The sequence below is a fragment of the Enterobacter cloacae complex sp. IR5403 genome, assembly GCF_049238705.1.
In the GTDB taxonomy this organism is placed as follows: domain Bacteria; phylum Pseudomonadota; class Gammaproteobacteria; order Enterobacterales; family Enterobacteriaceae; genus Enterobacter; species Enterobacter hormaechei_C.
In genome coordinates this window covers 119929-140526 of record NZ_JBMKHP010000010.1, presented here as the reverse complement: position 1 = coordinate 140526, position 20598 = coordinate 119929, and the positions used below count along the sequence as shown (strand labels likewise).

Sequence of the window (20598 nt, the reverse complement as noted above, 5' to 3'; positions counted from 1 at the left end):
ATTGCCTCCGGTTAATGGGATGCGGCTGTCGCGGCGTCGGGAACGGCCTCGCCCTGCGCCGCGCGGTGCTTGATCAGCTGCTGGCTAATGGCCTCCACGCGGGCGTCGGTGAGCTTGTAGAACGACAGCATGATGAACATGCCCGCGTAGAGCACCACCGGCACCACGCAGAACAGAATTTTGATGGTGGTCAGCACCTCGACCGGCTGCACGCTGCTGCTGGCGGAGTAGTTCACCCAGGCCAGGATCCAGCCCACCACCGCCCCGCCAATCGCCAGGCCAATCTTCAGGCTGAACAGGTAGGTAGAGAACACCAGCCCGTCGAGGCGACGTCCGCTGCGGCTCTCCTCGTAATCCACCACGTCAGAGGCCATCAGCCACTGTAGCGGCGTGGTGGTGTTAAAGACGAACAGGAACAGGATGTTGAGGGCGAAAATCAGGGCAATATGCTCTGCTGGCGTGACGAAAATCAGCAGGCTGATGAGCGAGTAAGCGACGATGATCCACTTAAAGGCGGTGACGCGGTCGAAGCGGCCCAGCAGACGAGACGAGCAGAGCGAGCCGAACATGGTGGCGAGGCTGCCGTAGAGTAAAAACTGGGTCGCCATCTCCGGGTGATCCATCACGTATTTCACGAAGTAGAGCGTCGCCCCGCCGCGCACCACGTTGGAGCAGGTCGCCATCATCTTGAAGGCGCACATGATCCGCCACTGGCCGTTGCCCAGCAGCAGCTTAAGATCTTTCGCCACCGACGAACCAGGCTGCACTTCAAAGGTGTAGCGCTCTTTGGTGGTGAAGAAGCAGACATAAAGCAGGACCACGCCGGTCAACCCCAGCACGCACATGGCGCCGAAATAGCCCACCTGCTCGTTCCCTTTGCCGATGATGCTGACCAGCGGCAGCGCGATGCCGCTGATGGCGAGCGACCCCGCGGCGGCGAGGAAGAAACGCCAGGACTGAAGGGCATGACGCTCTTTCGGGTCGGCGGTGATCACCCCCGGCATGGCGCAGTACGGGACGTTAACGAAGGTGTAGACCAGAGTCAGCAGAATATATGTCACGCAGGCGTAGATGATTTTGCCCTGCGCGGAGAAGTCCGGCGTGTAGAAGGTTAGCATGCAGACGATGCCAAACGGGATGGCGCCCCACAGCAGGAACGGGCGGAACTGGCCGTAGCGGGTGCGGGTGCGGTCTACAAGCAGCCCCATCAGCGGATCGGTCACGGCGTCGAGCACGCGGGAAACTAAAAACAGCGTCCCCATTATGCCTGCGGAGAGACCGAACACGTCGGTGTAGAAATAGGCCAGCAGGAACATCGTGGCCTGCCAGACGAAGCCGCAGGCGGTATCACCCAGCCCGTAGCCAATTTTGTCTTTCATGGTTAATTGCGTCATCAGAATTACACCCTTATGTAGTGTGCTGAATTACAACATCGTGTTAATGGAGTGTAATGAGCTGTTCAATTAATCAGCAATGGTCATATCTTATTTCTGAATTACGTTATTTTGCTTTTGTGACGCCACCGATATATCTCAACTCATTGTTTAAATTAGCAAATTAAAGACAAGCAAAAACCGCCCGCGGAATATTTTCCGCAGACAGTTTTCTCTCAAAAAATAATTAAAGGCCGAGCGCTTTTTTACCGGCGTTAATTACCTCAATGATTTTATCGGTGTCATAAATACAGCCTTTCCAGGTGCCACCGCTCACGGACTGTAATGCCGCCCACAGCCGGGTATCGTCCGGCAAAAAGTCGTGAGCGTGCAGGTCCGGGTGCGTCTGCCGCCGCGCCAGCTCGCGCGCCCCCTCTTCCGGCGTCAGCGGGTTGTCCGCCGTGCCGATAAAGTTCACGCTGCCTGTTAATGTCAGGCGGTCGACGGCAATCTCGATGATGTCGTTGTCGCGCAGCTTGCCAATCGGCCCGCCCGCCAGCGCCTCCGGCGACACGTGGCCGAAGCAGGCGCCCGTCGACACGCCCGAGAAGCGCGCATCGGTGATGAGCGACACCGTTTTGCCCCACGAGATATGCTTCAGCGCGGAGGTAAGCTGGTAGGTCTCTTCCATTCCGGTGCCGGACGGCCCGCCGCCGATCACCACCATAATATCGCCCCGCTGAATCTCTTCCCGCTTGATGGCCTTGATCGCCTGCGCTTCGGAAACAAACACCCGCACCCGGCCGGTGTGGCGGTAAACGCCATCGTCACCGACAACCGACGGATCGATCGCCGTGGCCTTGATCACCGATCCTTCCGGCGCGATGTTGCCCGTCGGGAAGCAGACCGTCGAGGTCAGCCCTTTCGCTTTGGCCTTCTCCGGCGGCAGGATCACGTCATCCGGATCCACGCCGTCCTGCTCGCGCAGGCACTGGCGGAAGCGCGCCCGGCGCTCGGACGTCTGCCACCAGTCGAGGTTCTCGCCCACCGTCTGGCCGGTGACGGTCATGGCGTCCAGATGCAGCAGGCCGAGATCGCGCAGGTGGAGCATCACCTCCGGCACGCCGCCCGCGAGGAAGGCGCGCACGGTCGGGTGATAGTCCGGGCCGTTAGGCAGCACGCTAACCAGACGCGGCACTTTACGGTTGATGCGCGTCCAGTGTTCAACGTCCGGGATCGTGCAGCCCGCCGCGTGGGCGATGGCCGGAATGTGCAGCAGTAAATTAGTGGAGCCGCCGAACGCCGCGTGGATCACCATCGCGTTTTCGATGGCTTTATCGGTGAGGATATCGCGCGTGGTGATGCCGCGGTTATCCAGCTCGCTGACCGCCCGCGCCGACTGGCGGGCGATCTCCAGCCACACCGCCTGTCCGGACGGCGCCAGCGCGGAGTGTGGCAGCGCCAGACCCAGCGCCTCCGCCACTACCTGCGAGGTGCCCGCCGTACCGAGGAACTGACACCCGCCGCCCGGCGAGGCGCAGGCGCGACAGCCCAGCTCAGCGGCCTCCTGCAAGGAGAGTTCATGGTTGGCGAAGCGTGCGCCGATGGTCTGCACCTTGCCCGCGTCTTCCCCCACGGTTGGCGGCAGCGTCGCCCCGCCCGGCACCAGAATGGTCGGCAGATCGTGCATGGAAGCCAGCGCAATCATGGTGGCGGGCAGCCCTTTATCACAGGTCGCCACGCCGATCACCGCCCGCCGCGTCGGGAGAGAGCGGATCAGGCGGCGAAACACAATTGCCGCGTCGTTGCGGTACGGCAGGGAGTCGAACATACCGTGCGTGCCCTGCGAGCGACCGTCGCACGGATCGCTGACGAAGGCGGCGAACGGGATCCCCCCGTTGCGGGTGATCTCCTTCGCCGCCGCCTGCATCTGCATGCCGATTTCCCAGTGCCCGGTGTGGTAGCCCAGCGCGACCGGACGCCCGTCTCCGGCGCGGATCCCGCCCTGGGTGCCGATGATCAGCACCTCTTTGCCGGTCAGCTTGTTGGCGTCCCAGCCCATTCCGGCGTTCTGCGTCATGCCGAACAGGTTGCCGCTGGGGGATTCCATCAGCATCTGCGGGGTCAGCGGCAGCGCGCCCTGCGGCCCCGCCGCGTGGGTGATCACCGCATAAAACGCGTCGTCCTGTGGGGTGAAAATTTTCTCAATGGTCATCGTTATCGTCCGGCTCAGCAGAGCTTGAGCTGTTGTAACAGGGTTTTCAGCTGCGCCTTACGCGGCGCGTCCAGCGGCGAGGCTGGCGGCAGGACGTGCGTAGAAATCGGACGACCGCAGAGCACGATCGCCTCTTTAATGACGTTCACAAACGGCGTATCCAGCTGATACATCTGCGGGATTTGCAGCAGGGTCTGATGATACTCAGCCGCTTTCGCCACGTCCCCGTCGCGCCAGGCTTTCAGAAGATTCACCGACACCTGCGGGGCAAAGTTGCCGCTGGCCGAGATCGCCCCGTCGCCGCCGAGCAGCAGGGTATTAAACAGATGATCGTCGTAGCCACACAGCACCGTGAAGTGCGGATGGGCGCCTTTAACGGTGTGGATCATGCTGCGCAGGTGGGCGACGGAATCGATGGTGTCTTTGATGCCGACGATGTTACTGCGCGAGTCGGCGAGGGCTTTCACCAGCGCCGGGGTCAGATCCTGCCCGGTCAGCGCCGGGAAGTTATAGAGCATCACCGGCAATGTGACGCTGTCGGCCACCTGTTCGAAATAGCGGATCAGGTTTGCTTCCGACACTTTCCAGTAGTAAGGGTTGATCACCACGATGCCGTCCGCGCCCGCCTGCTGCGCGTGCTGGCTTAGTTCAATGGTTTCCCGGGCGTTGGTGCCGCCGGTGCCGATCAGCACCGGCACACGACGATCGACATGATCGATCGCAAACCGGGCAATGGTTTTACGCTCTTCGGCGCTGAGCTGGGAGAACTCGCCGCCGCTGCCCAGGAAGAACAGGCCGTCGACGCCTGCTTTGATCAGATCGTCGATCAGCGCGGCGGTACCCGACTTATCAAGCTGGCCATCGGCGGTAAAAATGGTGGAGACAGGGGGAATGATACCCGTGAACAACGCGGACTGCGGCATGAGATCTCCTTGCTGAATCATTTTGTTCTACATTATAGAACAGCGTTCATTAATTTAACGATCATACTATGACGCAGAAAAAGCGCAGGTAAATGGGAGATGAGGAGGGAGTGCGGGAAGTTTAAGCTGGATCACATATTAGAGGGTGCGGTCTGGTGCCCTCACCCTAACCCTCTCCCACGGGGAGAGGGAACTTTTACACCCTCTCCCCTTGGGAGAGGGCCGGGGTGAGGGGTTACTCTACCAGCATCTTCACCACAACCTTACGCACCTGCGCCGGCGCTCCCACCGCGCACAGCGGCTTATGCACTTCGCCCGGCCAGAACACCACAAAATCCCCTTCGCTCAGCACCACGGTTTTCTCCTGCTCGCCTTCCGGCAGGAACGCGATGTCTTTGTCCGCCAGCCAGTCGGTGTCCGGCGTACCGTGCGGCAGGGTGCTGAAGGTCATCCCTTCCTGACCCTTCAGCACAATCTGAATATCCAGATAGCGTGCATGGTATTCAGCGCGACGCTCGGCGAACGGCTGGGTCATGTCCTCCGAAACCAGATAAAACAGGCTGTTGCCGTTGATGTCGTGCTTGCCGGTCGGCGTCGCGTCACTGACGTGGGCCTTAACGTGCTCAATGGCCTGGCGCAGCTCTTCTGGCAGCCAGGACTGGAGATGATGAATATTGCCAATAATCATGATACAACCCTCATATTAAAACATTGTTTCATTTTCATGTTTTATACGAGAATTGCCTCTTCCATACCAGCCCTTTTTAGACAAGATTTGCGTCAGCGCATGTTTATCGGAAAATGTGTTAATCCATTGTTAATTGCACACAGGCATTTATGCAGTGGTTATGCATAACCTCATTTCATGCGCTATGCACATAGTATCTAACTCGCTGAATTTACAATGTAACTCACAAAACCTGTTAGCATATCACACTTTATCACTTCGGTTATTTCCTTTAAAAATCCATAATTATTTATTGATTTCTCTTAAGTGAAAAATAGTTAATTGTCATTATTGCATAGCTATTCCTGAGACTGAATTTTATTGTTTAAAATCAACAATATAACCAAATATTTCAAAACATGTGATTCTACAAAATAATAACAACTTCAAATATTGCCACCCATTCCTGCTTAGGTATTCATCCCTTAATAATATGAAATTAATCATTATCTGATACGAATCATGCAACTGAAAATAAAGTGCTCAATATCGGTTTTCGCGTGAGCAATGTCACAATAACCATTATTTAAGCGCCTACTATAAATCACGAAATCAATTGAGCTTAGCCGCCATGAAATTAAACACATCACATGGCGCATGCCCTTTTTATTCTGAAAAAAAGTTAAAGGAATAATTATGGAAAAGCATTACGTCGGTTCTGAAATTGGTCAATTGCGTAGCGTTATGCTGCACCGTCCAAATTTAAGTCTGAAACGGTTAACCCCCTCAAACTGTCAGGAGCTGCTATTTGATGACGTGCTCTCGGTTGAACGGGCGGGTGAAGAGCATGACATCTTCGCAAACACGCTGCGCGAGCAGGGTGTGGAAGTCCTGCTGTTGACCGACCTTCTTACGCAAACGCTTGATATTGCGGAAGCAAAAGCCTGGCTTCTTGAAACACAAATCTCCGACTATCGCCTGGGGCCAACCTTTGCCGCCGACGTGCGCGGCTGGCTGGCGGATATGCCGCACCGCGAACTGGCGCGCAGATTGAGCGGCGGATTAACCTACGGTGAAATTCCGGCGGCTATTAAAAATATGGTGGTCGATACCCACACGGCGAATGATTTTATTATGAAGCCGCTGCCGAACCACTTATTTACCCGCGACACCTCCTGCTGGATATATAACGGCGTCTCCATTAATCCGATGGCGAAACCCGCCCGCCAGCGTGAAACGAATAACCTGCGGGCAATATATCGCTGGCACCCCGCATTTGCCGACGGCGAGTTTATTAAGTATTTCGGCGACGAGAATATTAATTACGACCACGCCACCTTAGAAGGCGGCGACGTATTAGTGATTGGCCGCGGCGCGGTACTGATCGGCATGTCCGAGCGCACGACCCCGCAGGGCGTGGAGTTCCTCGCCAACAGCCTGTTTAAACATCGCCAGGCCGAGCGCGTGATTGCCGTTGAGCTGCCAAAACACCGCTCCTGCATGCACCTCGACACCGTGATGACCCACATCGACGTGGACACCTTCTCCGTTTATCCGGAAGTGGTGCGCAAGGATGCCCAGTGCTGGACGCTCACCCCGGACGGACGCGGCGGCCTGCTGCGTACCCAGGAAACCGACCTGCTGCACGCCATTGAGAAAGCCCTCGGCATTAACCAGGTCCGCCTGATCACCACCGGCGGCGACGCCTTTGAAGCCGAGCGCGAACAGTGGAACGACGCCAACAACGTCCTCACCATCCGCCCGGGCGTGGTGATCGGATACGAGCGCAACGTCTGGACCAACGAGAAGTACGACAAAGCAGGCATTACCGTGCTGCCTATCCCAGGCGACGAACTGGGACGCGGACGCGGCGGCGCGCGCTGCATGAGCTGTCCACTGGAACGCGACGGAATTTAAAGGAGCCATCATGGAACGAAAACCCACTCTGGTTGTGGCCCTTGGCGGCAACGCGCTGCTCAAGCGCGGCGAACCGTTAGAAGCAGACATCCAGCGCCAGAACATCGAGCAGGCCGCCCGCACCATCGCCGGCTTAACGGAGCAGTGGCGTGTGGTGCTGGTGCACGGCAACGGCCCGCAGGTCGGGCTGCTGGCATTACAGAACAGCGCCTACGACAAAGTCACCCCCTACCCGCTGGACGTTCTCGGTGCCGAAAGCCAGGGGATGATCGGCTACATGCTCCAGCAGGCGCTGAAAAACAATCTGCCCCAGCGCGAGGTCAGCGTTCTGCTCACGCAGGTGGAAGTGGACGCCGCCGACCCGGCCTTCAGTAACCCGACCAAGTACATCGGCCCGGTCTACAGCGAAGCCCAGGCTAAAGCGCTGGCCGCGGAAAAAGGCTGGGTGTTTAAGGCCGACGGCAGCTACTTCCGCCGCGTGGTGCCGTCGCCGCAGCCGAAGCGCATCGTCGAGAGCGACGCCATCACGGCGCTGATCCAGCGCGACCACCTGGTGATCTGCAACGGCGGCGGCGGCGTGCCGGTGGTGGAAAACGCCAACGGCTATCGCGGCATTGAGGCGGTGATCGACAAAGACCTCTCCGCCGCCCTGCTGGCGCGTCAGATCGAAGCCGATGCCCTGCTGATCCTCACCGATGCCGACGCGGTGTATCTCGACTGGGGCAAGCCAACCCAGCGTCCGCTGGCGCAGGTGACGCCGGAGCTGCTCAGAGATATGCAGTTCGACGCCGGATCGATGGGGCCAAAAGTGGCCGCCTGCCGCGAGTTTGTTGAGGCCTGCGGCGGCATTGCCGGGATCGGTGCGCTGGCCGACGGCGCGGAGATCCTGGCGGGCGAGAAAGGCACGTTGATTCGTAACTGAGTCGTTTTCCCCTCACCCTAACCCTCTCCCAAAGGGAGAGGGAATGTACGCCCCCTCTCCCTGTGGGAGAGGCCCGGGGTGAGGGCATCAGACAGCTAAATTTTAAAAAGGATTTCCCCATGACCATTAACCTGAAAAACCGCAACTTCCTCAAACTGCTGGACTACACCCCGGCGGAGATCCAGTACCTGATCGATCTCGCCATTGAGCTGAAGGCCGCCAAAAAAGCCGGACGCGAAAAACAAACCCTGGTCGGGAAAAACATCGCCCTGATCTTTGAAAAAACCTCCACCCGCACCCGCTGCGCCTTCGAAGTGGGTGCGTTCGACCAGGGCGCGCAGGTCACCTACCTCGGCCCAAGCGGTTCGCAGATTGGCCACAAAGAGTCGATGAAGGACACCGCGCGCGTGCTGGGCCGCATGTATGACGGCATCGAGTACCGTGGCTACGGCCAGGCCATCGTTGAAGAGCTGGGCGAGTACGCGGGCGTGCCGGTGTGGAACGGCCTGACCGACGAGTTCCACCCGACCCAAATCCTCGCCGACCTGATGACCATGCTGGAGCACTCACCGGGCAAAACCCTGCCGGAGCTGAGCTTTGCTTATCTCGGCGACGCGCGCAACAACATGGGCAACTCCCTGATGGTCGGCGCGGCCAAAATGGGGATGGATATCCGCCTCGTCGCGCCGAAATCCTTCTGGCCGGAGGCAGGCCTGGTTGAGCAGTGCCGCGCCATCGCCAAAGAGACGGGCGCGCGCATCACCCTCACCGACGACGTGGAAGAAGGCGTGCAGGGCACTGATTTCCTCTACACCGACGTGTGGGTCTCCATGGGCGAGCCGAAGGAAGCCTGGGCCGAGCGCGTCAGCCTGATGAAGCCGTATCAGATCAACGCGGACGTGATGAAGGCCACCGGTAACCCGAACGTCAAGTTCATGCACTGCCTGCCTGCGTTCCACAACGAGCACACCAAAGTGGGCCGCGAGATCGAGATGGCGTACGGCCTGAAGGGGCTGGAGGTGACGGAAGAGGTCTTTGAATCACCGAACTCCATCGTTTTCGACGAAGCAGAGAACCGCATGCACACCATTAAAGCGGTCATGGTGGCGACACTCGGCGACTAATCACCGCCCGGCGCGCCGCGGGGTGCGCCGGGTTCAGGAGAACATCATGGGCAAGTTCAAGTTTCCCTCCGCTTACACCATTCTCTTTTTTCTGATTGCCGTGGTTGCCGTGCTGACGTGGATTGTTCCGGCCGGGCAGTACCATATGGCGATGAACGAGGCGCTCGGCAAAGAAGTGCCGGTTGCCGGTACCTATGCACAGGTGGCATCACATCCGCAGGGGCTGGTTTCGGTGCTGATGGCGCCGATTGCCGGGCTGTACGATCCGGAGTCCGGCCAGGCCGGGGCCATCGACGTGGCGCTGTTTATTCTGATCATCGGGGGATTCCTCGGGATCGTCACTAAAACCGGGGCGATAGACGCCGGGATCGAGCGCGTCACCACCCGGCTGCGCGGACGCGAAGAGTGGATGATCCCGATCCTGATGGCGCTGTTTGCCGCAGGCGGCACGATTTACGGCATGGCAGAAGAGTCGCTGCCCTTCTATACCTTACTGGTGCCGGTGATGCTGGCGGCGCGGTTCGATCCGGTGGTTGCTGCATCCACCGTGCTGCTCGGCGCGGGGATCGGCACCCTCGGCTCCACCATCAACCCGTTCGCCACGGTGATCGCCGCCAACGCCGCCGGGATCCCCTTCACTAACGGCATCGCTCTGCGCCTGGCGCTGCTGGTGATCGGCTGGATCATCTGCGTGGCGTGGGTTATGCGTTACGCCCGCAAGGTGCGCAAGGATCCGTCGCTGTCGATCGTGGCGGATAAGCAGGAAGAGAATCTCGCCCACTTCCTCGGCAACAAGGGCGAGCAGTCGCTGGAGTTTACCCCGGTGCGCAAACTCATCCTGGTGATCTTCGCCCTCGCCTTCGCGGTGATGATCTACGGCGTGGCGGTGCTGGGCTGGTGGATGGCGGAGATCTCGGCGGTGTTCCTCGCCAGCGCGATTATCGTCGGGCTGATCGCCCGCATGAGCGAAGAGGAGCTGACCTCAACCTTTATCAACGGCGCGCGAGATTTGCTGGGCGTCGCGCTGATTATCGGCATCGCGCGCGGTATCGTAGTGATCATGGATAAGGGCATGATTACCCACACCATTTTGCACAGCGCCGAGGGAATGGTCACCGGATTGTCGACGGTGGCGTTCATCAACGTGATGTACTGGCTGGAAGTGGTGCTGTCGTTTCTTGTGCCTTCTTCGTCCGGCCTGGCCGTTCTGACGATGCCGATCATGGCGCCCCTTGCCGATTTCGCTAACGTCAACCGCGACCTGGTGGTTACGGCTTACCAGTCGGCGTCCGGCATCGTTAACCTGATCACTCCCACCTCTGCCGTCGTGATGGGCGGGCTGGCTATCGCCCGCGTGCCCTACGTGCGCTATCTGAAATGGGTCGCGCCGTTGCTGGGGATTTTAACGGTGGTGATTATGGTGGCGTTAAGCCTGGGCGCCCTGTTGTAATTTACCGGATGGCGCTGCGCTTATCCGGCCTACGGATCGGTGCGGTGCCACCGGTTATTTCGGGAACTGATATGGGAACTATGATGGATTACGAAGAGTACTCTCCCAAAGAGCAACTACAGCTAACGGTCTGCCAGCGTCTGATCGCGGAAAAGAGCTATCTCTCCCAGGAAGAGATCCGCCGCGACTTACAGGAGCGGGGTTTTGAGACCATCAGCCAGTCCACCGTTTCACGTCTGCTCAAGTTGCTCGGTGTCATAAAAATTCGCAATGCCAAAGGGCTAAAGATTTATTCGCTGAATCCCCAGCTGCGCCCGGCCCCCGACGCGGCGCGTACCGTCTCTGAAATGGTAGTGAGCGTGGAGCACAACAGCGAATTTATCCTTATCCATACCGTCGCCGGATATGGCCGCGCGGTGGCGCGTATTCTGGATTATCACCAGTTACCGGAAATTTTAGGCGTGGTGGCCGGAAGCAGTATTGTCTGGGTCGCGCCCCGCGTGGTGAAGCGCACCGCGCTGGTGCATAAGCAAATTAGTTATTTACTCAGAACGCATTAATATTCATAAAGAACCGTTTGCATTGAGTAAAGCGTGCATTAAATCGCTTGATCCCAAAAGCGAGCTGCGTATAATGCCCGACAATTTGCCGGGAGGAAGCATGGTCAAGCGTGTACGACATAACGTCTTACCGCGTCTGAAATCAGACGCTGGCCTGCCGTTTTTCTTCCCGTTGCTAAACCTATTCCCAGAGCCCCTCATTTGAGGGGCTTTTTTTTGCCCGGCGTCAGGAGATAAACATGAATCCGCTTTATCAAAAACACATCATTTCCATAAACGACCTCAGCCGCGAAGAGCTGGAACTGGTTCTGGAAACCGCGGCAAAACTGAAGGCCAATCCGCAACCGGAGCTGCTGAAGCACAAGGTGATTGCGAGCTGCTTCTTCGAAGCCTCGACCCGCACGCGTCTCTCCTTCGAAACCTCCATGCACCGCCTGGGCGCGAGCGTGGTGGGCTTCTCGGACAGCAGCAACACGTCGCTGGGCAAAAAAGGCGAGACCCTGGCGGATACCATTTCAGTGATCAGCACCTACGTTGACGCGATTGTGATGCGCCACCCGCAGGAGGGCGCGGCGCGTCTGGCGACCGAATTTTCCGGCGGCATTCCGGTACTGAATGCCGGTGACGGCGCTAACCAGCATCCGACGCAGACCCTGCTGGATCTGTTCACCATTCAGGAGACGCAGGGCACGCTTGAGAACCTGAACATCGCCATGGTCGGCGACCTGAAATATGGCCGCACCGTCCACTCGCTGACCCAGGCGCTGGCGAAATTTAACGGCAACAGCTTCTTCTTCATCGCCCCGGACGCGCTGGCGATGCCGCAGTACATTCTCGATATGCTGGACGAAAAAGGCATCGCGTGGAGCCTGCACGCCAGCATCGAAGAGGTGATGGGCAACGTGGATATTCTCTACATGACCCGCGTGCAGAAAGAGCGTCTTGACCCATCCGAGTACGCCAACGTGAAGGCGCAGTTCGTGCTGCGCGCCAGCGACCTCGAGGGCGCGCGCGACAACATGAAGGTGCTGCACCCGCTGCCGCGCATCGATGAGATCACCACAGACGTGGATAAAACGCCGCACGCCTGGTACTTCCAGCAGGCCGGAAACGGCATCTTCGCCCGCCAGGCGTTACTGGCACTGGTTCTGAATCGCGAATTAGCTCTGTAAGGGGAGACGACCATGACACACGATAACAAACTCCAGGTTGAAGCCATCAAGCGTGGCACCGTGATTGACCACATCCCTGCGCAGGTGGGCTTTAAGCTGCTGACGCTGTTCAAACTGACTGAAACCGACCAGCGCATCACCATCGGCCTGAACCTGCCGTCGGGCGAAATGGGCCGTAAAGACCTGATCAAGATCGAGAACACTTTCCTGACCGACGAGCAGGTTAACCAGCTGTCACTGTACGCACCGGACGCCACGGTTAACCGCATCGACGATTACGACGTGGTGGGCAAATCCCGCCCAAGCCTGCCAGATCGCATCGAAAGCGTGCTGGTCTGCCCGAACAGCAACTGCATCAGTCATGCTGAGCCGGTTTCCTCCAGCTTTGCAGTGAAAAAGCGCGCCAATGACATCGCACTCAAATGCAAATACTGCGAAAAAGAGTTTTCTCATTATGTGGTGCTGGCCAACTAATTGAGGTTGGTAATGAAATCCCGGCTGTTATAATGGCCGGGAACATTCTTAACGCTGTAATTCTGGAGAAAAAATGAGCAAAGTACTCGCGACGGAAAATGCACCAGCGGCTATCGGCCCATACGTTCAGGGCGTTGATCTGGGCAGCATGATCATCACTTCTGGTCAGATCCCGGTGAACCCAAAAACCGGTGAAGTACCAGCCGACGTAGCGGCGCAGGCGCGTCAGTCGCTGGAAAACGTGCAGGCGATCGTCGAATCTGCCGGTCTGAAAGTGGGCGACATCATCAAAACCACCGTGTTCGTGAAAGATCTGAATGATTTTGCGACCGTTAACGCTACCTACGAAGCGTTCTTCACCGAGCACAACGCGACCTTCCCGGCGCGCTCCTGCGTGGAAGTGGCGCGTCTGCCAAAAGACGTGAAAATTGAAATTGAAGCGATTGCCGTACGTCGCTAATTTATTTCAATAAAGAGAAGGCAGCTCAGGCTGCCTTTTTTTATTTTGACCATTTTTACTCTCTCCGGGAAATGACGCATCCGCCACTCCATTAATAGACTGACGCTGCCTTGCTCTATTCTAATTAATGGATGATGAATGAAACTCTCTAAAATTGCGCTGGCGGTTACCACATTAACGGTTGCGTCTTCCGCACTTGCACACGGATATATAGAATCCCCTGCCAGCCGCGCTTATATGTGTAAGCTCGGCAAGAATATTGACTGTGGCTCTGTACAATATGAACCGCAGAGCGTAGAAAAGGCCTCCGGCTTCCCGACGGGTGCGATGCCGCCCGACGGCCAGCTTGCCAGCGCCGGTATTACCAGCTACTCCCAGCTTGATAAGCAGAGCCTGAACGCCTGGACCAAAAACCCCATGACGGCAGGCCCGCATGAATTTGTCTGGCACCATACCGCACCGCATAAAACCACCAACTGGCGTTATTACATTACCAAACAAAACTGGGACCCCAATAAACCGCTGACCCGTGACCAGTTCGAATTAACGCCGTTCTGTACTATTAACGGACATGGCCAGGCACCGGCGATGACAAAATCCATGACCTGTAATGTCCCGGAACGTACGGGCTACCAGGTTATTTATGGCGTGTGGGAAATAGCGGATACGGCAAACAGTTTCTATCAGGCCATTGACGTTGATTTCGGTAACGGCGGCAACGTCACGCCGGACGACACCCCAGCGGTGATCTCCCAGTGGAGTAAAACCCTGAGCGGACAGATTGCCGGGAATAACCTGAACACGGGCGATAAAGTGATTGCACGCTTCTTCGACGCCAACGGGGAAGTTGCCGCCCTGCGTACCGAGCTGACCATCGGCTCCGTTGCCCAGGGGGGTGCGAACCAGTGGTCATACGATCTGGCGCAGAAGATCAACGCCGCGCACAGCGATGTGCGTGTCGGGGTGAAGGATGAAGCGGGCGAAATTAGCCCGGTTCACGGCGCGAACAGCGTCTTCGTCAAAGACGGCAGCGCCCTCCAGTCCGTTGCGATTTCGTACGAAGAGCAGAAGGCGGAAGTGAATGAAACCATCGCGGTTTCTAACCTGCACTACAGCAAAATCGAGAATGGCAAGGCGACCGTCACCTTCCACGTGAACACCAAAGGCGACGTGAACGTTGAAGCGCACGTAATGAACCACAGCGGTGCGGAAAAGGGGTATCTGAAGCAGGAGATGAATAACGCCAGCCAGGACGTGACCATGACCCTGACTGACGTCACGGCGGGGCACCATATGCTGAAATACTACGCCACCAACAAAGACGGCACCCTGTTCGCGCAGGACGTGCTGGATCTGATGCTGGAAAGCGACGCGGCGGACAGCAACGGCCCGCATGACTTTATCTTCCCGGATAACGTCGCGTCCTACAAAGCGGGCACCGTAGTGCTACAGCCGAAAGACGGTAAGACCTACGAATGCAGGCCTGTCCCGTTCAGCGGCTACTGCGTGCAGTACAGCCCAACCGCAAACCAGTTTGAACCAGGCGTGGGCGCGCACTGGAGAGAGGCGTGGGTGTTGAAGAACTGAGCGATCTGATTCCCTCACCCTAACCCTCTCCCAAAGGGAGAGGGAATTTATACACCCTCTCCCTTTGGGAGAGGGCTGGGGTGAGGGTTCTTTACTACTGATTCCGCGTCGCCCTAAGCAGCGTCTCCAGCGGGTACACCGCCGCAATCACCACCTCGTCCTGGATCGTCGCCGCGTTATCCAGTTCGCTCTGGATCGACGCGATCTCGTTGTCGTCCAGCGTGCCCTGACGCGCCACCAGATCCGTCAGCCTCAGACCAATCGAGGCCAGCTTATCCACCTCCTGGATCACCGGCTTTATGGCCTTCAGCTGATAGCTGTTTTCACTCAAGGCCAGCGCATCACTGGTGTTGTTCTGCCAGCGGTTAAAGACGTGGCGCAGCGCATCGGCGCTTTCCGTGTCTTCCGCGTCGCTCACCAGACGGTCCGCCCATTTATTCATCTGACGCACGGTGGCGCTTTCAGCGTTAAGCGCATCTGCAAGGCGATTAAGCGGCTCAAACTGATGATAGTTTCCGGCCTGGAACTTAAGATGCTGGCGGGTGTAATACTGCGCCGGTTCAAGCGCCTGGGCGAGAATTTGCAGCGGCAGGGTATCCGCATTGTTGGCGAGGCGGGTGAACTGCACCTGCTGCTGGGTATGCTGCTGTAGTCCAGCCGACACCGTCGACCAGCTGTCCATCGCCTGGAGCCGGGTATACATGTTGTCGATGTCGTTGACATCCTTCGCCGACCATAGCCGCTCCGCCACCGCAAAGGCGCGCGGCCACAGACGGATATCCAGCACCGGCGCGACCACGTTTTCCGCCCACAGCGCGGCTTCGCCGCCGAGCAGATTGGCCTCGTTCGCCGGGTCCGGCACCACCGGCGGTATGCCTTTTGGCACCGAGTCCAGACGCGTGCCGTCGATCGGGTAGCGGGCGTTACCCACCAGGAAATAACCGCTGAGCTTATCGTTCTCAACGGAAACGACCGGACGCGTTTCACCCATCCAGGTATCAACGGTAAACGTTACCTGGTTGTCGTCCCGCCACTGAATGTTATCCACCGCCCGACGCGATTTCCCGGCAAAATCAATAAATCCGCGCCAGCCAGCATCGCCTTTCACCAGCGTAAAGCTGCCTTCCACCGGCTTGCCTTTCAGGCGCGGCATAGAGAAAGCCCAGCTCTGGACGCTGTCGGTGTCCGCTATCACATCCACGCCGTTCAGCCCCTGCGGCACAATTTCATTGCGGTAGTGGTAGGCGGTGGATTGCGGCTGATCGAGGTAGAAACCGGTTGAGAGAATGCCCTTATAGCCGTTCTGCGCCACCTGCCCCAGCGCGTCCTGCCCCTGCCAGGACTGGATCAGAATGCTTTTCGGCAGATCGGGATGGTAGATCTCATCCCAGCCAACCATCTGCCGGTGGTGCTTCTCAAGGATCGTCTCCAGCTTGCGGTTGAAATACGCCTGCAACGCGTGGCTGTCCGCCAGTTTGTTGTCGCGCATGAACGTCTGGATCGCAGCGTTCGCTTTCCACTGGCTGTCGTCAACCTCATCGCCGCCAATATGCAGATACGGATCCGGGAAGATCGCCGCCAGTTCGCTGACCATTGCGTCGGCAAAGGTATAAGTTGCCTCTTTGGTTGGATCCAGCACTGGCTTCAGCACGCCCCAGTGGCGCTCCATGGCGTACGGCCCCGGCGCGCTCATCAGCTCCGGGTAGGCGACGGCAATCGCCGAGGCGTGGCCGGGCATATCAATTTCCGGCACCACCCGTATGCCGCGATCGGCAGCGTAACGCACAATCTCGCGCATCTGCTCCGGGGTGTAGAACAGCCCGTCGCTGGCAAGCTGGGTTAATTTCGGATAACGCTTCGAGGTAAAGCGCCAGCCCTGATCGTCGGTTAAGTGCCAGTGCAGAACGTTGAGTTTTGCCGCGGCCATGCCGTCGATCTGGCGTTTAATATCCGGAATCGGGAGGAAGTGGCGCGCCGAATCGAGCAGCAGCCCGCGCCACGGGAAGCGCGGCGAATCTTCAATGGTTACCCACGGGATCGAGGTGTTTTCGGCGCCGTTCTGCATCAGCTGAAGCAAGGTTTCCATGGCGCGCAGCGCGCCGAAGCGGGTGTTGGCGGAGATATTTACGCCGTTGGCGTCCACCGTGATTTTATAACTCTCATCGCTGTCCGGCAGCGGCTGCGGCTTCACCTTTTTGGCGATGGCGATGCGGATGGTCGGCTTGTCCGGTTGTTCGGCCTGCGGCTGAAGCGTCCAGCCGGTTTGCAGCGCAATGCGCTGGCGCAGGCGGTTGACCGCATCCCCCAGATCGTCGCCGCTGACGCTCACAGAGAGTTGATTGTTAAGCACCAGCGCGCCCTGAGTGGTCGGGCGTTCAACCTTCGCAGGCCAGGGCATTAAGGGAAGGTCGCCTGCCGGGGCGGCAAAGGCGGAAGCGCCGAGCATAAGCCCGGCGGTTAAGAGGCTGTACCGTAACATGAATGTTCCTTATCTGACGGGCCAAATACAGGCAAAACATTCTGTTAACATGCGCTCAAATTGTCGTCAAGCGAATGCGCCGACAGAGATCACAGGTTGTTGAATTTGGGAGGAAAGCTATTGCCCGGTGGCGCTGCGCTTACCGGGCCTACGTTTCGGGAGTAGGCCGGGTAAGGCGAAGCCGCCACCCGGCAAACATAATTTACTGCCACCCATACCGACGGCTATAGAACCCTTTCACCATCTGCGTCAGCACCATGTAACCCGCGAGGATCGCCACCAGCCACGGGAAGTAGCTCAGCGGCAGCGCCTGAAGTTGCAGGTAGCTTGCCAGCGGCGAGAACGGCAGCGCGATCCCGAGCGCCATCACAATGCCCGTCATCACAATCAGCGGCCACGCGGCACGGCTCTGGATGAACGGAATGCGACGGGTGCGGATCATGTGCACAATCAGCGTCTGCGACAGCAGTCCCACCACGAACCAGCCGGACTGGAACAGCGTCTGGTGTTCCGGCGTGTTGGCGTGGAACACAAACCACATCAGGCAGAAGGTCAGAATGTCAAAGATGGAGCTGATCGGCCCAAAGAACAGCATAAAGCGCCCCAGATCGGCGGGGTTCCAGCGCTGCGGCTTCTGGATCTGCTCGTCGTCCACGTTATCAAACGGGATCGCCACCTGAGAGACATCGTACATCAGGTTCTGGATCAGCAGGTGCAGCGGCAGCATCGGCAGAAACGGCAGAAACGCGCTCGCCACCAGCACGCTGAAGACGTTGCCGAAGTTGGAGCTGGCGGTCATTTTGATGTATTTGAGCATATTGGCGAAGGTGCGACGCCCTTCGATGACGCCCTCCTCCAGCACCATCAGGCTCTTTTCCAGCAGAATGATATCCGCCGCTTCACGGGCGATATCCACCGCGCCGTCCACGGAGATACCGATATCCGCCGCACGCAGGGCTGGCGCATCGTTGATGCCGTCGCCCATAAAGCCCACTACGTGCCCTTCACGACGCAGCAGAGTGACGATGCGCTCTTTATGCATCGGCGTCAGGCGGGCAAACAGCGTGGTGCGTTGGGCAAGCTCGGCCAGCTCATCGTCGGACAGGTGCTCAATGTCGCTCCCCACGACGACGTCACCCGCGTCCAGGCCCACTTCGTGGCACACTTTGGCCGCCACCAGCTCGCTGTCGCCGGTCAGGATTTTGACGGTGATCCCGCTCGCTTTCAGCGCTTTCAGCGCGGGCGCGGTGGTCTCTTTCGGCGGATCGAGGAATGCGATGTAACCTTCGAGGATCAAATCGGATTCATCGATACGCTGGTAGTCCCCTTCCCGCGCGGGCAGGAACTTGCTGGCTACCGCCACCACGCGCAGCCCCTGACGGTTCAGGTTATCGGTGACGCGTTTGATGCGGCGCAGCATGGTCTCATCCAGCGGCACGATCTCCCCGTTATGGCGCACCTGCGTGGAAACATTCAGGATCTCCTGCAATGCCCCTTTGCAGATCAGCTGATGTACGTCCGCCTGCTCGCTGACCACCACCGACATGCGGCGGCGCTCGAAGTCGAACGGGATTTCATCCACCTTCTGCCAGCGACCGGAGAGCGTGCGGGCAGACTCCTCGTCCACCCCTTCCAGCACCGCCACGTCGAGCAGGTTTTTCAGCCCGGTCTGGTAGTGGCTGTTCAGCCACGCGCTGTACAGCACCCGTTCGCTGGTTTTTCCGGCGATATCGGTGTGGTTCTCCAGCACGATTTTGTCCTGCGTCAGGGTGCCGGTTTTATCGGTGCAAAGGATGTCCATCGCGCCAAAGTTCTGGATGGCGTCGAGGTGTTTAACAATCACCTTTTGTTTAGAGAGTTTGACCGCCCCGCGCGCCAGCGTGGAGGTGACAATCATCGGCAGCATTTCCGGCGTTAAGCCAACGGCCACGGAGAGCGCGAACAGCGCCGCCTCCCACCAGTCGCCCTTGGTGTAGCCGTTGATCAGCAGGACAATCGGCGTCATGACCATCATAAAGCGGATCAGCAGCATGCTGACGCGGCCAATGCCTTTCTGGAACGCATTCGGCTCGCTCTCCTGCTCGCTGACGCGTCCGGCAAGCTGTCCAAACCAGGTATTGCCGCCGGTGGCGGTGACAATCGCCTGCGCCGTGCCGCTGACCACCGTGGTGCCCATAAAGCACAGGGTGTCGCACTCCAGCGGATTCATCTGCTGCGGATCGCGGGTCCGCGCTACCTTCTCTACGGGAAGGGATTCACCGGTGAGTGACGCCTGCGCGACGAACAGATCCCGCGCCTGGATGATACGTAAATCCGCCGGGATCATGTCCCCCGCCGCCAGCTTCACCAGATCGCCCGGCACCAGCTGGTCAATGGGAAGCTCAATCCAGGCGTTTTCGCCGAGGTCGTTAATCACGCGCGACACGGTGGCGGTGTTGCTGACCATCGCTTTCAGCGCATCCGCCGCTTTGGTGGAGCGCGCTTCCTGAATAAAGTTCAGCAGCGTGGAGATGCCCACCATCAGGGCAATCACGCCTGCGGCAAACAGATCTTCAGTGGCGTAAGAGATAATCCCGAGCACCGTCAGCAGCAGGTTGAACGGGTTGCGGTAGCAGAGCCACAGGTGGACCCACCAGGGAGAGGGTTTCTGCGCCGGGATCTGGTTATCGCCATGTTCCGCGCGGATTTTTGACACTTCTTGCGCGTTAAGCCCTTCCGGGTGGCCGCCAAAGGCGCGCCAGACTTCATTTTCATCCATCGCCGCCACGTTCAGGCAGCGCTCGGTCAGGGAAGCGGGGATTGCCGCTCCCGCCATGGTGTTGGCATTTGGCAGCGGATCGCGCGCAATCAGGCGATGTGGCAGGTGGCGGCTCAGCAGCGCTTGCAGCTGCCGGGTGATATTTTTCAGCATAGTCATTCCCCCGCATCCGCAAAGGCGGACGCAGTTTTCCCGCAGGCGTGGCAAAGCCGTACCTGTCAGGCACTTAATTTATCAAGCAGGAACGTATGAACGTTGCTGCCTCACGCCGGTGAGACAGCAAAAAGCTGGCTTACCGGTAAGAAGGTTTTCTCCGGGTCAGGAGAGGTGTGGGATCGGGATCCATGTGGCCTCCGGTAAGTAAAAAGTTGGGTATCGGCGCGCAGTATAGAGATTTATCCATACCGTTTGTGACTAATCGGGCGGTATTATAACGCCCTGCAAATAAACCGAACGTAAACCAGACTTTGCCCATAGCGAATTCGCAGGATAGCATTAGGCTCAATTGATTATTTTA

16 protein-coding genes and 1 pseudogene are annotated in these 20598 nt (G+C 58.3%); 10 read left to right on the top strand and 7 right to left on the bottom strand.

What is annotated here, in order from left to right; all coding sequences use genetic code 11:
* Nucleotides 1–11: 11 nt before the first annotated feature.
* The 4 genes from ACOTW6_RS15180 to ACOTW6_RS15165 all read right to left on the bottom strand — a co-directional run bounded on the left by ACOTW6_RS15180 (nt 12) and on the right by ACOTW6_RS15165 (nt 5199).
* Complete coding sequence (locus tag ACOTW6_RS15180; RefSeq protein WP_121479338.1) at nt 12–1394, bottom strand: MFS transporter; 1383 nt, start codon at nt 1392–1394, stop codon at nt 12–14.
* Nucleotides 1395–1620: 226 nt separating this feature from the next.
* The gene (gene yagF, locus ACOTW6_RS15175; RefSeq protein ID WP_121479339.1) at nt 1621–3588 is read right to left on the bottom strand and encodes a xylonate dehydratase YagF; all 1968 of its coding nucleotides are present in this window, start codon (nt 3586–3588) and stop codon (nt 1621–1623) included.
* A 14-nt stretch (nt 3589–3602) separates the two neighbouring features.
* A complete protein-coding gene (gene yagE, locus ACOTW6_RS15170; protein WP_121479340.1) occupies nt 3603–4511 on the bottom strand; it encodes a 2-keto-3-deoxygluconate aldolase in 909 nt (302 codons plus the stop codon).
* Nucleotides 4512–4746: 235 nt separating this feature from the next.
* The gene (locus tag ACOTW6_RS15165) at nt 4747–5199 is read right to left on the bottom strand and encodes a YhcH/YjgK/YiaL family protein (RefSeq protein ID WP_090279920.1); all 453 of its coding nucleotides are present in this window, start codon (nt 5197–5199) and stop codon (nt 4747–4749) included.
* Nucleotides 5200–5874: 675 nt separating this feature from the next.
* On the opposite strand from ACOTW6_RS15165, the gene arcA reads away from it, so the two are divergent.
* The 5 genes from arcA (at nt 5875) to ACOTW6_RS15140 (ending at nt 11151) form a co-directional block, all read left to right on the top strand.
* Entirely contained in the window at nt 5875–7095 is a 1221-nt protein-coding gene (gene arcA, locus ACOTW6_RS15160) for an arginine deiminase (RefSeq protein ID WP_023305333.1), read from the top strand.
* A 10-nt stretch (nt 7096–7105) separates the two neighbouring features.
* Nucleotides 7106–8017, top strand: a complete 912-nt coding sequence (locus ACOTW6_RS15155) for a carbamate kinase (protein WP_048220406.1) — start codon at nt 7106–7108, stop codon at nt 8015–8017.
* Between the two features lie 119 nt (nt 8018–8136).
* Nucleotides 8137–9141 (top strand): ornithine carbamoyltransferase, encoded by a 1005-nt coding sequence (gene argF / locus ACOTW6_RS15150; protein WP_003863360.1) that lies wholly within the window; start codon nt 8137–8139, stop codon nt 9139–9141.
* A gap of 46 nt (nt 9142–9187) precedes the next feature.
* Nucleotides 9188–10591: a YfcC family protein gene (locus tag ACOTW6_RS15145; RefSeq protein WP_045344399.1), complete on the top strand. Its 1404-nt coding sequence runs from the start codon at nt 9188–9190 to the stop codon at nt 10589–10591.
* Nucleotides 10592–10671: 80 nt separating this feature from the next.
* Nucleotides 10672–11151, top strand: a complete 480-nt coding sequence (locus ACOTW6_RS15140) for an arginine repressor (RefSeq protein WP_121479467.1) — start codon at nt 10672–10674, stop codon at nt 11149–11151.
* Nucleotides 11152–11154: 3 nt separating this feature from the next.
* Here ACOTW6_RS15140 and ACOTW6_RS15135 read toward each other — a convergent pair.
* A pseudogene (locus tag ACOTW6_RS15135) lies at nt 11155–11272 on the bottom strand (hypothetical protein).
* On the opposite strand from ACOTW6_RS15135, the gene ACOTW6_RS15130 reads away from it, so the two are divergent.
* From ACOTW6_RS15130 to gbpA, 5 genes are all read left to right on the top strand, one after another.
* The gene (locus ACOTW6_RS15130; RefSeq protein ID WP_022646880.1) at nt 11252–11356 is read left to right on the top strand and encodes a pyrBI operon leader peptide; all 105 of its coding nucleotides are present in this window, start codon (nt 11252–11254) and stop codon (nt 11354–11356) included. The pseudogene ACOTW6_RS15135 and the gene ACOTW6_RS15130 sit on opposite strands and share 21 nt — an antisense overlap.
* A gap of 34 nt (nt 11357–11390) precedes the next feature.
* On the top strand, nt 11391–12323 hold the full coding sequence (gene pyrB, locus ACOTW6_RS15125) for an aspartate carbamoyltransferase (RefSeq protein ID WP_121479341.1): 933 nt from the start codon (nt 11391–11393) through the stop codon (nt 12321–12323).
* A gap of 12 nt (nt 12324–12335) precedes the next feature.
* Nucleotides 12336–12797, top strand: coding sequence for an aspartate carbamoyltransferase regulatory subunit (pyrI, locus tag ACOTW6_RS15120; RefSeq protein WP_003863370.1), 462 nt, complete (start codon nt 12336–12338; stop codon nt 12795–12797).
* 73 nt (nt 12798–12870) lie between these two features.
* A complete protein-coding gene (ridA, locus tag ACOTW6_RS15115; RefSeq protein WP_213789241.1) occupies nt 12871–13257 on the top strand; it encodes a 2-iminobutanoate/2-iminopropanoate deaminase in 387 nt (128 codons plus the stop codon).
* 138 nt (nt 13258–13395) lie between these two features.
* Nucleotides 13396–14844, top strand: coding sequence for an N-acetylglucosamine-binding protein GbpA (gbpA, locus tag ACOTW6_RS15110; protein WP_213789240.1), 1449 nt, complete (start codon nt 13396–13398; stop codon nt 14842–14844).
* Between the two features lie 94 nt (nt 14845–14938).
* On the opposite strand, the gene ACOTW6_RS15105 is transcribed toward gbpA, so the two are convergent.
* Together ACOTW6_RS15105 and mgtA are read right to left on the bottom strand one after the other, a co-directional pair.
* Nucleotides 14939–17323 carry a beta-N-acetylhexosaminidase gene (locus tag ACOTW6_RS15105; RefSeq protein WP_213789239.1) on the bottom strand — a complete coding sequence of 795 codons (2385 nt, stop codon included), beginning with the start codon at nt 17321–17323 and terminating at the stop codon, nt 14939–14941.
* Nucleotides 17324–17525: 202 nt separating this feature from the next.
* On the bottom strand, nt 17526–20234 hold the full coding sequence (gene mgtA, locus ACOTW6_RS15100; RefSeq protein WP_213789238.1) for a magnesium-translocating P-type ATPase: 2709 nt from the start codon (nt 20232–20234) through the stop codon (nt 17526–17528).
* Between the last annotated feature and the right edge of the window lie 364 nt (nt 20235–20598).